The organism is Aeromonas sp. 55A, assembly GCF_051919665.1.
GTDB lineage: Bacteria > Pseudomonadota > Gammaproteobacteria > Enterobacterales > Aeromonadaceae > Aeromonas > Aeromonas veronii.
In genome coordinates this window covers 1,210,291-1,224,792 of record NZ_JBQBEH010000008.1, presented here as the reverse complement: position 1 = coordinate 1,224,792, position 14,502 = coordinate 1,210,291, and the positions used below count along the sequence as shown (strand labels likewise).

The 14,502-nt window shown below is 60.6% G+C and carries 11 protein-coding genes; 9 read left to right on the top strand and 2 right to left on the bottom strand.

Going from position 1 to position 14,502, the window contains the following annotated elements; translation table 11 throughout:
• Nucleotides 1–2 precede the first annotated feature (2 nt).
• The 6 genes from pntB to ACTG2G_RS09690 all read left to right on the top strand — a co-directional run bounded on the left by pntB (nt 3) and on the right by ACTG2G_RS09690 (nt 7,465).
• Nucleotides 3–1,487, top strand: a complete 1,485-nt coding sequence (pntB, locus tag ACTG2G_RS09715) for a Re/Si-specific NAD(P)(+) transhydrogenase subunit beta (protein ID WP_069526987.1) — start codon at nt 3–5, stop codon at nt 1,485–1,487.
• Nucleotides 1,488–1,585: 98 nt separating this feature from the next.
• Nucleotides 1,586–2,365, top strand: a complete 780-nt coding sequence (locus tag ACTG2G_RS09710; RefSeq protein ID WP_139747685.1) for a substrate-binding periplasmic protein — start codon at nt 1,586–1,588, stop codon at nt 2,363–2,365.
• A gap of 147 nt (nt 2,366–2,512) precedes the next feature.
• Complete coding sequence (locus tag ACTG2G_RS09705; RefSeq protein WP_421386804.1) at nt 2,513–3,181, top strand: helix-turn-helix transcriptional regulator; 669 nt, start codon at nt 2,513–2,515, stop codon at nt 3,179–3,181.
• Between the two features lie 21 nt (nt 3,182–3,202).
• Nucleotides 3,203–4,504 carry an L-cysteine desulfidase family protein gene (locus tag ACTG2G_RS09700; protein ID WP_203119773.1) on the top strand — a complete coding sequence of 434 codons (1,302 nt, stop codon included), beginning with the start codon at nt 3,203–3,205 and terminating at the stop codon, nt 4,502–4,504.
• A gap of 133 nt (nt 4,505–4,637) precedes the next feature.
• On the top strand, nt 4,638–6,038 hold the full coding sequence (locus tag ACTG2G_RS09695) for an L-cystine transporter (protein WP_005341918.1): 1,401 nt from the start codon (nt 4,638–4,640) through the stop codon (nt 6,036–6,038).
• Nucleotides 6,039–6,136: 98 nt separating this feature from the next.
• A complete protein-coding gene (locus ACTG2G_RS09690) occupies nt 6,137–7,465 on the top strand; it encodes a CoA-disulfide reductase (protein WP_421386806.1) in 1,329 nt (442 codons plus the stop codon).
• Nucleotides 7,466–7,608: 143 nt separating this feature from the next.
• On the opposite strand, the gene ACTG2G_RS09685 is transcribed toward ACTG2G_RS09690, so the two are convergent.
• A complete protein-coding gene (locus tag ACTG2G_RS09685; RefSeq protein WP_019446583.1) occupies nt 7,609–8,364 on the bottom strand; it encodes an outer membrane protein assembly factor BamD in 756 nt (251 codons plus the stop codon).
• Between the two features lie 117 nt (nt 8,365–8,481).
• Here ACTG2G_RS09685 and rluD point away from each other — a divergent pair, with 117 nt between their 5' ends.
• From rluD to clpB, 3 genes are all read left to right on the top strand, one after another.
• Nucleotides 8,482–9,462, top strand: a complete 981-nt coding sequence (gene rluD / locus ACTG2G_RS09680) for a 23S rRNA pseudouridine(1911/1915/1917) synthase RluD (protein ID WP_005339771.1) — start codon at nt 8,482–8,484, stop codon at nt 9,460–9,462.
• 112 nt (nt 9,463–9,574) lie between these two features.
• Entirely contained in the window at nt 9,575–10,312 is a 738-nt protein-coding gene (gene pgeF / locus ACTG2G_RS09675; protein WP_216952251.1) for a peptidoglycan editing factor PgeF, read from the top strand.
• 202 nt (nt 10,313–10,514) lie between these two features.
• Nucleotides 10,515–13,088, top strand: coding sequence for an ATP-dependent chaperone ClpB (gene clpB / locus ACTG2G_RS09670; protein WP_421386808.1), 2,574 nt, complete (start codon nt 10,515–10,517; stop codon nt 13,086–13,088).
• A gap of 300 nt (nt 13,089–13,388) precedes the next feature.
• On the opposite strand, the gene asnA is transcribed toward clpB, so the two are convergent.
• Nucleotides 13,389–14,381 (bottom strand): aspartate--ammonia ligase, encoded by a 993-nt coding sequence (gene asnA / locus ACTG2G_RS09665; protein WP_421386809.1) that lies wholly within the window; start codon nt 14,379–14,381, stop codon nt 13,389–13,391.
• Nucleotides 14,382–14,502: the final 121 nt, after the last annotated feature.

Below are 14,502 nucleotides of genomic sequence, written 5' to 3'. Positions count from 1 at the left end.
ACGTGTCTCAAGGACTGGTAACAGCATCCTATATCGTTGCCGCCGTGCTCTTCATCCTCAGTCTCGCGGGACTGTCGAAGCAAGAAACGGCCAAGCATGGCAACCTGTTCGGTATCGCGGGTATGGCTATCGCCCTGCTCGCTACCGTATTCAACCCGGAGACCAGCGGTGTTCACTGGATCATCCTGGCCATGGTGATTGGCGGTGCCATCGGCGTGCGTCTGGCACTCAAGGTCGAGATGACCGAGATGCCCGAGCTGGTGGCCGTGCTGCACAGCTTCGTGGGTATGGCGGCAGTGCTGGTGGGCTTCAACAGCTTCATCGATCTGCACCCCTCTGCACCTGCTGAGGTGGTCGTCTCCGTCGGTTCCAACCTGGATGCCACCCTGGCAGCCGCCCGTGCGGCGTTCGAGCAGGCCAACAGCGTTGCTCAGGTCGAGCACCTGACCGGCGCCATGCTGAACATCCATTTGGTCGAGATCTTCCTGGGCGTCTTCATCGGTGCCGTGACCTTCACCGGTTCCGTGGTTGCCTTCGGCAAACTGCGCGGTCTGATCTCCTCCAAGCCGCTGATGCTGCCGCACCGCCACAAGCTGAACCTGCTGGCCGTGGTCGCTTCTCTGGCGCTGATGGTCTACTTCGTCAACGCGGGCGGCTCTACCTTCGCCCTGCTGGTGATGACCTTGATCGCCTTCGCCTTCGGCTGGCATCTGGTTGCCTCCATCGGTGGCGCAGACATGCCGGTGGTGGTCTCCATGCTGAACTCCTACTCCGGTTGGGCGGCGGCGGCGGCGGGCTTCATGCTCTCCAATGACCTGCTGATCGTCACCGGTGCCCTGGTGGGTTCCTCCGGTGCGATCCTCTCCTACATCATGTGTAAGGCGATGAACCGCTCCTTCATCTCCGTGATCGCCGGTGGCTTCGGCTCCGATGGCGTGGCCTCCACGGCTGATCAGGAGATGGGCGAATACCGCGAAACCAGCGCCGAGGAAGTGGCTGACCTGCTGAAGAACTCCAGCTCCGTCATCATCACCCCGGGCTACGGTATGGCGGTGGCACAGGCTCAGTATCCGGTTGCCGAGATCACCCAGAAGCTGCGTGACCGCGGCGTCAAGGTGCGCTTCGGTATCCACCCGGTTGCCGGTCGTCTGCCTGGCCACATGAACGTGCTGCTGGCGGAAGCGAAAGTCCCGTATGACATCGTGCTGGAAATGGACGAGATCAACGAGGACTTCGCCGATACCGACACCGTGCTGGTGATCGGTGCCAACGACACCGTCAACCCGGCCGCGATGGAAGATCCGGGCAGCCCGATCGCCGGTATGCCGGTGCTGGAAGTGTGGAAAGCGCAGAATGTCATCGGCTTCAAGCGCTCCATGAACACTGGCTACGCCGGTGTCCAGAACCCGCTGTTCTTCAAGGAAAATACCCAGATGCTGTTTGGCGATGCCAAGGCCAGCGTCGAGGCAATCCTGAAAGCACTGTAAGTGCCATTCAGAGAGTGGATATCAAGGAGGCTTCGGCCTCCTTTTTTATTGCCCATCCCTTGTATATCCTCAATCCATACGGACCATGAGGGATCTCCATGATGTGGTGTCAGGGTTGGCGAAGGATCGGGTTGTACGGTTGGCTGCTGGCCTCCCTGTTTGGTGCTGGTTCGGCTGTGGCGACAGACGAGCCGCCGACTCTGACGCTGCTGACCGAGCTGTGGCCCCCTTATGTGATGCGTGGTGACAATGGCGAGCTGGCCGGCGCCGATCTCGATCTGGCCTGTACCGTGTTGCGCCAGATGGGTTATCGCACTGAAATCAGGGTGCTGCCCTGGAAGCGGGTTCTGCAGCAGGCCCGTCTCAGGCAGGGGGATGCGGTGCTCGATGTCTTCTTTGAACCTTCCCGCCAGCACTGGCTCCACTACCCCGAAGAGCCGCTCTCTTACAGCGGCGAAGTGCTCTTCTATCCATCGGCCCGTCCGGTGGATTTCAAACAGCTCTCCGACCTCAAGGGTCTGCGGATAGGTATTCAGGAAGATTATGCCTACAGTCCCGATTTTCTGATCGATCCCGGGGTGATCCGGATGCCGATGACGGGGGAGGGGAATGCCATCAAACAGCTGCATCTGATGATGGCAGGTCGGCTGGACGGGGTAGTGCTCAACGAGCGGGTCGGTCGTTATCTGCTGCATACCCAGGGGTTGCAGGATCAGGTGAGCCACGGCTCGCGCCTGCTGACCGACGACAACCGCAACTTCCTCGCGTTTACCCACAAGCCCGGCCACGACCAGTTGGCTATCCGCTTCTCCTCTGCCCTCAAGGCGTTCAAACAGACCCCCGCCTACAAGCAGCTGCTGGCTCGCTATCACCTCTGAGTTGCCGCCCGGCTGTGCGCCGCTTCACAATTTGTCGCACTTTGTTAAAAGGTGGGCATAATGGCGAGCAAAAAGGGAATGCCGCTCAACATTAGTTGATCTTGTTGATAGTAGAATCAACTGCGGTTTACTCAAAGTTACTCATATATGTCCACAGCAGCCACCACTGACCAGATCAATTCGTTAACGGATGAAGAACGTCATCTGATCGCCAGTTTCGAGCCTGCGGTCGAGGCGCTGGCCGCGCTGTTTGGCGCAGGGGGCGAGGTGGTGTTGCATGCGTTCGATACGCTGGATGCATCGGTCATCAAGATTGCCAACGGCCATATCACCGGTCGTCGGGAGGGGGCGCCGGTCACCGACTTTGCCCTCAACCGCTTGCAGGGGGAGGCGGGCAGCCAGTGGAGCAGCTACTTCAGCCGTACCCGCGACGGGACGCTGATGAAGTCCTCCTCCATCACTATCAGCAACCGGCAGGGCAAGCCCATCGGCATGCTCTGCGTGAACTTCAGTCTGGATACCTCCCTTGGCAGCCTGCTCGATACCTTTGCGTTGCCAGCGGCACCGGCGCCGCTCAACAACGAGACCTTTGCCAGCTCGGTGGACGATCTGGTGACCCAGGTGATTGAGAAGGTGGATCGGGATGATTCGCTCTCCTGCACGGTGCGCAACAAGGAGATAGTGACCCGGCTCTTCGACATGGGGATCTTCGAGATCAAGGAGGCGGCCCAGCTGGTTGCCCGGATGCTCGGCATCTCCCGTCATACTGTTTATCTGCATATCCGTAATCACAAGGCGGATCTGAACAAGCAATAACTGCCTGCGGGCACCCTGAACATGAGAAACACTGCGATGAAAGCACAATGGACCGACTTTATTACCCTGCTCAAGCGTGAAGTGGTGCCGGCCCTGGGCTGTACCGAGCCGATGTCGGTGGCGCTGGCGGCGGCCAACTGCCGCAAGCTGCTGGGGGAGACCCCGACCCGCATCAGCGTCTGGGTCAGTGGCAATCTGTTCAAGAACGGCATGGGAGTCGGGGTGCCGGGCACCGGCATGATCGGTCTGCCGGTGGCCGCTGCGGTCGGCATCACCGGCGGCAATCCCGATGCCGGGCTGGAGGTGCTCAAGACCCTCACGCCAGAACAGGTGGAAGCGGCCAAGGCGCTGCTGCCGGTGATCAAGGTGGATGTGAAGGATGTGCCGGATGTGCTCTACGCCGAGGTGCTGGCCGAAGTGAGGGGTCATAGTGCCCGGGTGGTGATCTGTACCGACCACACCCGCATCATCCTGATGGAGAAGGATGGCGAGGTGCTGATGGAGCAGGCCAGTGCCCCCGGTGTGCAGATCCAGCCAGCCAAATCCGCCAAACCGGCCATGACCCTGCGGGAGATCGTCGATTTTGCATTGGAAGTGCCGCTGGCGGAGATCGACTTTATCCGCGAGGCCGCCACCATGAATCAGGCGCTGGCAGATGAAGGATTACAGGGTTACGGCCTGAAGATCGGCAAGATCCTCACCGAACAGGTGGAGCGCAAGCTGCTCTCCGATGACCTGATGACTCTGGCGATGCGCCTCTCCTCCGCTGCCTCCGATGCACGGATGGATGGTGCCATGCTGCCCGCCATGTCCAACTCCGGCTCCGGCAATCAGGGCATTGCCGCCACCATGCCTGTGGTCGCGGCTGCCCGCTTCCTCAAGGCGAGCGACGAGCAGCTGACCCGGGCACTGGTGATGAGCCATCTGGTGGCCATCTACATCAAGACCTATCAGAACAAGCTGTCGGCCCTCTGCGCCGCCAGTACAGCCGCCATGGGGGCCGGTGCCGCCATCACCTGGCTGCTGGGCGGCCAGTATCAGCAGATCAGCCACTGCATCAACAACATGATTGGCGATGTCTCCGGCATCATCTGCGACGGTGCGGGCAGCGCCTGCTCCATGAAGGTCTCCACCTCCACCTCGGCCGCAGTGAAGTCTTCCCTGATGGCTATCAACAACCTGCATGTCCCCCAGAGCGAGGGGATCGTCTCCGACGATGTGGACCAGACCATCGCCAATCTGGGCCGCCTCTCCAAAGAGGGGATGCTGGATACCGACATCGAAATCATCAACATCATGCGAGCGAAACAGCAGAAGCAGTGAATCTGTGACAAGGGGGCGATAGACCCCCTTGTTCTTGTCACGACGGCGCAGACCGTCTGACACGGTTGCCAGGGCAAGCATGGCGCTTGCTCTTGTTTCTCGGGCCCAAGCCCGCTTTTTGGGGAGTCATACCATGACATTTAGCGTTATCGGCAATCTGGCCATCGCCGCCATCTTGCTGTTCTTTCTCTACCGCTTACAGGAAAAACATGTGAGCTTCACCCGCCGGGTATTTGCCGGTCTGGGGCTCGGTATTCTGTTCGGCGCCGCGTTGCAACTGCTTTACGGTGCAGGTTCGCCCGTCATTGTTCAGACCATCGACTATCTGGATATCGTGGGTAGCGGCTATGTGAAGCTGCTGCAGATGATCATCATCCCGCTCATCATGGTCTCCATCATCAGCGCTATCTTGAAGCTCAATGGCGGCACCGCGCTGGGCAAGATCAGTGCCATGACCATAGGCGTGCTGATCTTCACCACCGCCATCGCCGCTGGGGCAGGCATCCTGATGTCCAACCTGTTTGGCCTGACCGCTGAAGGGCTCACCTCCGGTGCCGCCGAGAGCGCCCGTGGCGCTGCGCTGCAGACCACCCTCGGTAGCGTCGAGAGCATGTCGTTCGCCAAGATGATGCTGGAGTTCATTCCGGCCAACCCCTTCCTCGACATGACCGGGGCGCGCAAGACCTCCACCATCGCCGTAGTGATCTTCTCCATCTTCATCGGCCTCTCCGCTACCGGCATCGCCCGCAAGAAGCCGGAGATCTTCGCCAGCTTCAGCCACTTCGTGGCCGTGGCTCATGCCATCGTGATGCGGATGGTGACTCTGGTGCTGCGCCTGACCCCGTTTGGCGTACTGGCGCTGATGACCAAGGTGGTCTCCGGTTCCAACTACGCGGATATTCTTAACCTGCTCAGCTTTGTGATGGCCTCTTACGGCGCCATCGCCATCATGTTTGTCGTGCACCTGCTGCTGGTGAGCATGGTCGGCATCAACCCGCTGCGCTTCCTCAAGAAGATCACTCCGGTGCTGGCGTTTGCCTTCACCTCTCGTACCAGTGCGGGCTCCATTCCGATGAACGTGCAGACCCAGACCAAGTCGCTGGGTATTCCTGAGGGGATCGCCAACTTCGCTGCCTCCTTCGGTTCCACCATCGGCCAGAACGGCTGTGCCGGTATCTATCCTGCCATGCTGGCTGTGATGATTGCACCGACTGTCGGGGTCAACCCGATGGATCCCGGCTTTATCATGACCCTGATCGCCATCATCACCGTCAGCTCCTTCGGGGTGGCCGGGATTGGTGGTGGCGCCACTTTTGCCGCGCTGATCGTGCTCTCTGCGCTGGACTTCCCGGTGGCGCTGGCCGGGCTGCTCATCTCCATCGAGCCGCTGATCGACATGGGTCGTACCGCGCTCAACGTCTCCGGCTCCATCACCGCAGGGACGGTGACCAGCCGCCTGATGGGCGAGACTGACATGCATGTGTTCAACAGCGATCACGAAGTGAGTCTGGACGGCGAAGAGTCCACCGTCTGATTTGCTGTCGGTTGATCTGGACGTGGGAAGGGGCGACTCTTTCCCGTCATAGACCGCAGGGAGGGCATGCCCTCCCTGCGCCATTGAGAGGAAAAACTATGAGAATTCTGATCATCGGTGGCGAAGCCGCCGGTATGAGCGCGGCCGCCAAGGCACGCCGTCTGGCCATCGATGCCGAAATCGTGGTGTATGAGGCCTCCGAGGTGATCTCTTTCGGTGCCTGCGGCCTGCCCTACTTCGTCGGTGACGAGTTTCAGGAGCCCGGTTACATGGCCGAGTTCACCCCCGAGCAGTTCGCCGCCAAGGGGATCGAGGTCAAGATTGGCCATCGGGTATTGAGCGTTGACGCAACTGCCCAGACCCTGCAGGTGGAGCACAACGGCGACACCTTCACCGATCGCTACGATCGGCTGATGATCGCCACCGGAGCCCGTGAAGTGATGCCCCCCATCCCCGGTTTGCAGCAGCAAGGGGTATTCGGTCTGCGCCGGATGGCCGACGGACTGGCGCTGAAGGCTGCGGTACAAGACAAGAACAATCGCCGCGCCGTGGTGATCGGCTCCGGCTTTATCGGGCTGGAGGTGGTCGAGGCGCTGGTCCATCAAGGCAAAGAGGTGCGTCTCATCGAACTGGCGGATCGGGTCATCCCCGACGCGTTTGATGGCGAGATCACCCAGCACATCGAAACCGAACTGCGCGAGCAGGGGGTCTCTCTCCATCTGGGTGAGCGAGTTGAAGCGCTGCTGGGGGATGGCCGGGTGACCGGCGTGCGCACCAGCCAGGGTGAGTACGAGGCCGATATCGTGGTGGTCTGCACCGGGGTCAAGCCCAACACCGACTTTCTGGCCGATACCGGTATCGAGCGGCTCGGCAACGGCGCCATCAAGGTGGATCGTCAGGGACGCAGCTCGCTGGCCAATGTCTGGTCGGCCGGTGACTGTGCCAGCGTCTGGCACAGCGTGAAGCAGCAGCAGGTCTATGTGCCGCTCGCCACCATCGCCAACAAGCTGGGTCGTATGGTGGGTGAGAACCTGGCCGGGGCTGAGCAGGAGTTCCCGGGCACCCTCGGCTCTGCCGCGCTTAAGGTGCTGGGGCTGGAGGTGGGCCGTACCGGCCTCTCCGAGCAGGAAGCCAAGGCGATGGGCATCGATTACCGCACCGTGGTGATCAAGGACAAGTGCCACACCAACTACTGCCCGGGTCAGTCAGACATCCACGTCAAGCTGGTCTATGAGGCGGGCAGCAAGCGGCTGCTGGGTGGTCAGATCCTCGGTCGCAAGGGGGCGGTCCACCGCATTGACGCGCTGGCGGTCGCCATCACCATGGGGGTGACTACCGAGCAGCTCGGCATGCTGGACTTTGCTTACGCGCCGCCCTTTTCCCGCACCTGGGATGCCCTGAACGTGGCGGGTAACGTCGCGAAGTAAGCGTTGCGATGACGGCGTTGGGAAGGCGCCGTTACGCTGCCCTGGTCTGCAGAGCCTCTGCGGGTAATATCAGTGGCTAAATTGCAGCGATAAAAAACCGATGCCAAGGCATCGGTTTTTTATTACCGGTTTATCCGTATCACTCAGCCACGGCCGAGGCGGTTCTCCGGGTAGTTCTTGGCCAGCACTTCGCGGGCATGCTTGGCCAACTGCGGCATCTTCAGAGCGTCGTAAGACTCGACCATGATCTCCAGCGCCTTCTCGGTTTCGGCTGTGTCGGGGTAGGTTTCGACAATCAGCTTGGCCCGGTTGGCGGCCGCAACCAGCGCATCACGCTTCACGTAATACTCGGCCACGCTCAGGTCATATCGGGCCAGACGATTTTTCAGGCCAATCATGCGGGCGCGGGCATCGGCGGCATAGACGCTGTTGGGGTAGTTTTGCAACAGGGTCTTGAAGTCCTGGAATGCCTGACGGGCATAAGCCGGGTCTTTGTCGTCCCGATCGATACCGAACAGGCTCTGGAAGAAGTTGTAATCCGCCGCCATGTTGGTCAGGCCGCGCATATAGAAGACGTAATCGATATTTTTATGCGCCGGATTGAGGCGGATAAAACGGTCGATATTGGCGATCGCCTGAGCAGTATCATCCTGCTTGTAGTAGGCATAGATGAGGTCAAGCTGCACCTGGTTGGAGTAGGCGCCGAACGGGTAGCGAGAGTCCAAAGCCTCCAGCAATTCAGTGGCTTGCACGTAATTGCCAACGTCCAGTTTGAGGCGTGCTTTCTGGTACAGGGTCTCCGGCGGTTCGTCGGGTACCTTGGGTTTGGTGCTGGAACAGCCTGTGATCAAGGTAGCGACCAAGGCGAGCGACATCAGCAGGTGAGACTTCTTTCCCATCAACAACATCCGGTCCATTTCCACGAAATTGGCAAAGTATCCGTTATGCTTGGCTAAAAGAAAAGCTAGAATACCCGGATTATTTCGAATTGATACCCCCCGCTCAAGAGACCATACATGAGCCAGCATATTGAACTGACAGGCGAATTCCAGGATCACCAATTCGGGCAGCGACTCGACCAGGCCCTGGCCGAATTGTTTCCAGACTACTCCCGCACCCGCATCAAGGAGTGGATTTTACAGGACAGAGTGACCCTGGACGGTCAGGTTGCCAACACCCCGCGCGAGAAGATTCTGGCCGGGCAGCAGGTGCATGTGAATGTCGAGCTGGAAGATGATACTCGCTGGGATGCCCAGGATATCGAGCTCAACATCGTTTATGAAGATGAACACATTCTGGTGATCGACAAACCGGCCGGTCTGGTGGTTCACCCGGGCGCAGGTACGCCGGATGGCACCATCCTCAACGCCCTTCTGCACCGCTACCCCGGCATTGCCGAGGTACCCCGCGCCGGTATCGTGCACCGTCTGGATAAAGACACCACAGGTTTGATGGTGGTTGCCAAAACCGTACCCGCCCAGACCCATCTGGTGGAAGCGTTGCAGGCGCGCCAGATCACCCGTGAGTACGAAGCGATCGCCATCGGTCACATGACCGCAGGTGGCACCGTCGATGCGCCCATCGGCCGTCACCCGACCCAGCGTACTCATATGGCAGTGGTGCCCAATGGCCGCCCCTCCGTGACTCACTACCGGGTACACGAGAAGTTCCGTGGCCACACCCGTCTGCGTCTGCGTCTGGAGACCGGCCGTACCCACCAGATCCGTGTCCACATGGCGCACATCAAACACCCGCTGGTGGGTGATCCCGCTTACGGTGGCCGTCTGCGCCCGCTGCGCAACGCGACCCCTGAGCTGACTCAGGCACTGCGTAACTTCAACCGTCAGGCGCTGCATGCCACCATGCTGCAACTGGCTCACCCCATCACGGGTGAAGTGATGCAGTGGCATTCAGCTACACCGCAAGACATGGTGGAGCTGATGGAAGTGCTGCGCGCGGATACGCTCGCCAATCCGGATGATCTGGTCTGGAACTGATGTGATAGGGCCTGCTGCGTCGGTTTCTGGCGTCATCCGGCCCGAATAGATGCCAATCGGGGTTCCCTTGCAGGAGCCCCGTTTTTATATCGGTGAATTGAAGGAGTCACAGATGAAATGGATCGAACCCGACTGGCCAGCCCCGGCGAGCGTCAGGGCGTTGTCGACCACCCGGGATGGCGGCGTCAGTGAAGGGGTCTTTGCCGGTCTCAATCTGGGCGCCCACGTGGGTGACGAACCGGCGCGAGTCGAGGCCAATCGCGCCCGCTTGCAGCAGGCGGCCGCCATCCCGGGGCCCCTCAACTGGCTCAATCAGGTACACGGCACCGTGGTTCATCAGGTCAGCAGCCATTATCAGCAGGCGCCGGATGCTGATGCCGCCTGCGCCCATGAGGCGGATCAGGCCTGCATCGTGATGACCGCCGACTGTCTGCCGGTGTTGTTCTGCGATCGGGCCGGTACCGTGGTGGCCGCAGCACATGCTGGCTGGCGTGGACTGAAAGAGGGCGTGCTGGAGGCGAGCATCGTCGCCATGGGCTGCGAGCCGGGCGAGGTCCTGGCCTGGCTGGGCCCGGCCATCGGCCCCACTGCGTTTGAAGTGGGTGGCGAGGTGCGCGAGGCCTTTATGGCCGAGCAGGCCGAAGCAGAAGCGGCGTTCATCCCTTCGTCCAATGAGGGGAAATGGCTGGCGGATATCTACCAGCTGGCCCGGCTGCGCCTTGCCCGCGCCGGCGTCACCGCCATCTATGGTGGCGAATACTGCACCTTCAGCGACAGCGAGCAGTTTTACTCCTATCGCCGCGACGGCCAGACCGGCCGGATGGCCTCCCTCATCTGGTTGGCCCGCTAAGCAATCACCCGCCAAGTAATAGCCCGTCTCTCTCAAGACCAGAGTCGTATGAGAGAGGCGGGGATCCTGTTCTTGTCCCGTCTTGCAGAAAAAATAACCAGCCCATGCCCTTGAAATAGCCCGTACGGGCCTCATCTTTCATCTCAGAAAGTTATGTTGTTTGCCGCGCAAGCGGCGTCTGCCTGTTTGAAGGGGGAGTGCAATGCGCCTCGATCGCCTTACCAGCAAATTCCAGATTGCTATTTCCGATGCCCAGTCTTTGGCACTGGGTCGTGACCACCAATTCATCGAACCCGTTCACCTGATGACCGCACTGGTCAATCAGGATGGCGGCTCCATCCGTCCGTTGCTCACTCTGACCGGGATGGATATCAATGCCCTGCGCTCCCGCCTTGGCGAGGAGCTGGATCGCCTGCCGCGTGTCAGCGGTGTGGAAGGGGATGTGCAGCTCTCCAACGGCCTCGGCCGCCTGCTCAACGTCTGCGACAAACTGGCCCAGCAGCGCAAGGACCAGTTCATCTCCTCTGAACTGTTCGTGCTGGCGGCCCTCGACGAGAAGGGGACGCTGGGCGAGCTGTTGCGCGCTCAGGGGCTGACCAAAGAGAAACTCGAAGCGGCCATCGACAAGGTGCGTGGCGGCAAGAAGGTTGAGGATGCCAACGCCGAGGAGAACCGTCAGGCGCTGGAGAAGTACACCATCGATCTGACCGAGCGGGCCGAACTCGGCAAGCTCGACCCGGTGATCGGCCGGGATGACGAGATCCGCCGCACCATTCAGGTGCTGCAACGCCGTACCAAGAACAACCCCGTGCTGATCGGTGCCCCCGGCGTCGGCAAGACTGCCATCGTCGAAGGGCTGGCCCAGCGCATCATCAACGGCGAGGTGCCGGAAGGGCTGAAGAACAAGCGGGTGCTGTCGCTGGACATGGGGGCGCTAGTGGCGGGGGCCAAGTATCGCGGTGAGTTTGAAGAGCGGCTCAAAGCCGTGCTGACCGATCTCGCCAAGGAGGAGGGCAACGTCATCCTCTTTATCGACGAGCTGCACACCATGGTCGGCGCCGGCAAGGGCGAAGGGGCAATGGACGCGGGCAATATGCTGAAACCGGCATTGGCCCGTGGTGACTTGCACTGCGTCGGCGCCACCACCCTGGATGAGTACCGTCAGTACATCGAGAAAGATGCCGCTCTGGAGCGTCGCTTCCAGAAGGTGCTGGTAGAAGAGCCGAGCGTGGAGGACACCATCGCCATTCTGCGCGGCCTGAAAGAGCGTTACGAGCTGCACCACCATGTGCAGATCACCGATCCTGCCATCGTGGCGGCGGCCCAGCTGTCGCACCGTTACATTGCAGATCGCCAGCTGCCGGACAAGGCCATCGACCTTATCGACGAGGCGGCGGCCAGCATCCGGCTACAGATCGACTCCAAGCCCGAGGCGCTCGATCGTCTCGAGCGGCGCATCATCCAGCTCAAGCTGGAGCAGCAGGCGCTGATGAAGGAGGACGACGACGCCAGCCGCAAGCGTCTGGAGCTGATCAATCAGGAGATTGGCGAAAAAGATCGGGAATACAACGAGCTGGACGAAGTGTGGAAGGCCGAGAAGGCTGCCCTTGCCGGCACCCAGCATATCAAGGCGGCCCTGGAGCAGGCCCGTCAGGATCTCGATGTGGCGCGCCGCGCAGGCGACCTGGGCCGGATGTCCGAGCTGCAATATGGCCGCATTCCGGAGCTGGAGAAACAGCTGGATCTCGCCACTCAAGCCGAGATGCAGGAGACCAGTCTGCTGCGCAACCGGGTCACTGACGTGGAGATCGCAGACGTCTTGGCCCGCTGGACCGGTATTCCGGTCGCCCGTATGTTGGAAGGGGAGCGCGATAAGCTGCTGCGGATGGAAGATCAGCTACACAGCCGGGTGATTGGTCAGGAAGAGGCGGTCGATGCCGTCTCCAACGCCATTCGTCGCTCCCGTGCTGGTCTCTCCGACCCTAACCGCCCCATCGGCTCCTTCCTGTTCCTGGGGCCCACCGGGGTGGGCAAGACCGAGCTGTGCAAGGCGCTGGCGGAGTTCCTGTTCGATACCCAGGATGCCATGGTGCGGATCGATATGTCCGAGTTCATGGAGAAACACAGCGTGGCCCGTCTGGTGGGGGCACCTCCCGGATACGTGGGTTACGAAGAGGGCGGTTATCTGACCGAGGCGGTACGCCGTCGTCCCTACTCGGTGATCCTGCTGGACGAGGTGGAGAAGGCGCATCCGGATGTGTTCAACATCCTGTTGCAGGTGCTCGATGATGGCCGCCTGACAGATGGTCAGGGTCGCACCGTCGATTTCCGTAACTCGGTGGTGATCATGACCTCCAACCTCGGGTCGGATCTGATTCAGGAGCACCACTCCGAGAAGGATTACGACGAGATGAAGGCCATGCTGATGGATGTGCTGGCCCGCAGTTTCCGACCGGAGTTTATCAACCGGATCGACGAGACGGTGGTGTTCCATCCGCTCGGCGAGGATCACATCAAGTCCATCGCCCGCATCCAGCTCAAGAGCCTGATGGGGCGACTGGAGGCTCAGGGCTACGAGGTGGAGGTGAGCGAAGCGCTGCTCGAGAAGCTGGTGCATGCCGGGTTCGACCCCGTCTATGGGGCGCGTCCCCTCAAGCGGGCGATCCAGCAGAAGGTGGAGAACCCGCTGGCGCAGGCGCTGCTCTCCGGTCGCATCGTTCCGGGCAAAAAACTGGTGCTGGGGGCCGACAGCAACGGCCTCACCATGACCCAGTAACCGATCTCGTGTCGATGTTTGCAACGCCAGCCCTCGGGCTGGCGTTGTCATATCTGGTGGCGGGGATTCGGGCGCAAAAAAAACGGCAATCCGAAGATTGCCGGGAGGAATGTAGTGACGCGACCTTGCGTGGGTTGAGCGGATCGCAGGGGCAAGCCCCGGTTTCGCCGCGTGCCATCAGGGATGACCACGCGACTTACAGCATGTCCGGACTGCGCTCGTTCAGTCCGCACCGCCACACACCTTCAGGGCTGACCCGCGTGCCATTGCGCACAGGCCAGACCGATGAAATCAACGCGTTTACAGTATGCCAGGGATAGCGGCCTTCATTTCAGAGGGCCACACACCAACCTGTACCTGACCGATATGCTCTTTTTGCAGCAACAGCATGGCCAGACGGGACTGGCCGATGCCGCCGCCGATGGTCTGCGGCATCCGTGCGGCCAGCAGATCCTGATGCCAGTCATACTGCAGGCGATCTTCATCGCCGGTGATGGCCAGCTGGCGGCGCAGTGCCTCGGCATCGACCCGGATCCCCATGGAGGAGATCTCGAAACTGTCCTGCAGCACCGGGTTCCACACCAGAATGTCACCGTTCAGACCCGCCAGACCAAGCTCGTTGTGGCTGCTCCAGTCGTCATAGTCCGGGGCGCGCACATCGTGGCGCTCACCGTGGGAGAGGGCACCGCCGATACCGATCAGGAACACAGCACCCAGCTCTTTGGCGATGGCACGCTCGCGCCCCTTGGCATCGAGGTCCGGGTAGCGGGTCAGCAGCTCTTCGCTGTGCAGGAACTGGATCTCGGCCGGCAGGAAGGAGGTCAGCTCATGCTCGGCACAGACGGCGCGCTCGGTGGCCTTGATGGCGGCCCAGATGCCACGCACGGTTTCCTGCAGATAGGCCAGATCGCGGCGCTCGCTCGGCATTACCTTCTCCCAGTCCCACTGATCCACGTAGACGGAGTGGATGGGGGTGAGCTTGTCTTCATCCGGACGCAGCGCCTTCATGTGGGTGTAGATCCCTTCGCCCGGGCCGAAGCCGAAGCGACCCAGGGTCTGACGCTTCCATTTGGCCAGTGAATGGACCACTTCGTAGCTGTGCTCCGGCAGGGTCTTCACTTTGACCTGCACTGCATTCTCGTGGCCAGAGAGGTTGTCCTGAGTACCATCACCGACCCGGCTCAGAATGGGGGCTTGCACCTCCATCAGACCCAGTTGCTGGGCGAGTTGGCGGGAGAACATCTCTTTGACGAAGCTGATCTGCTGTTGGCTGCGAATGTAGTGCTGTTTCATGCTGAATTCCTGTTTCAAACCCCGTTGGATGTGGTGATTCTTCAACGGATTGCCAACTAAATTCAATAATCGATAATAGAAATAGGCTTTGTGTATTTTTTTCTTCAAAATAAGCCGTCAT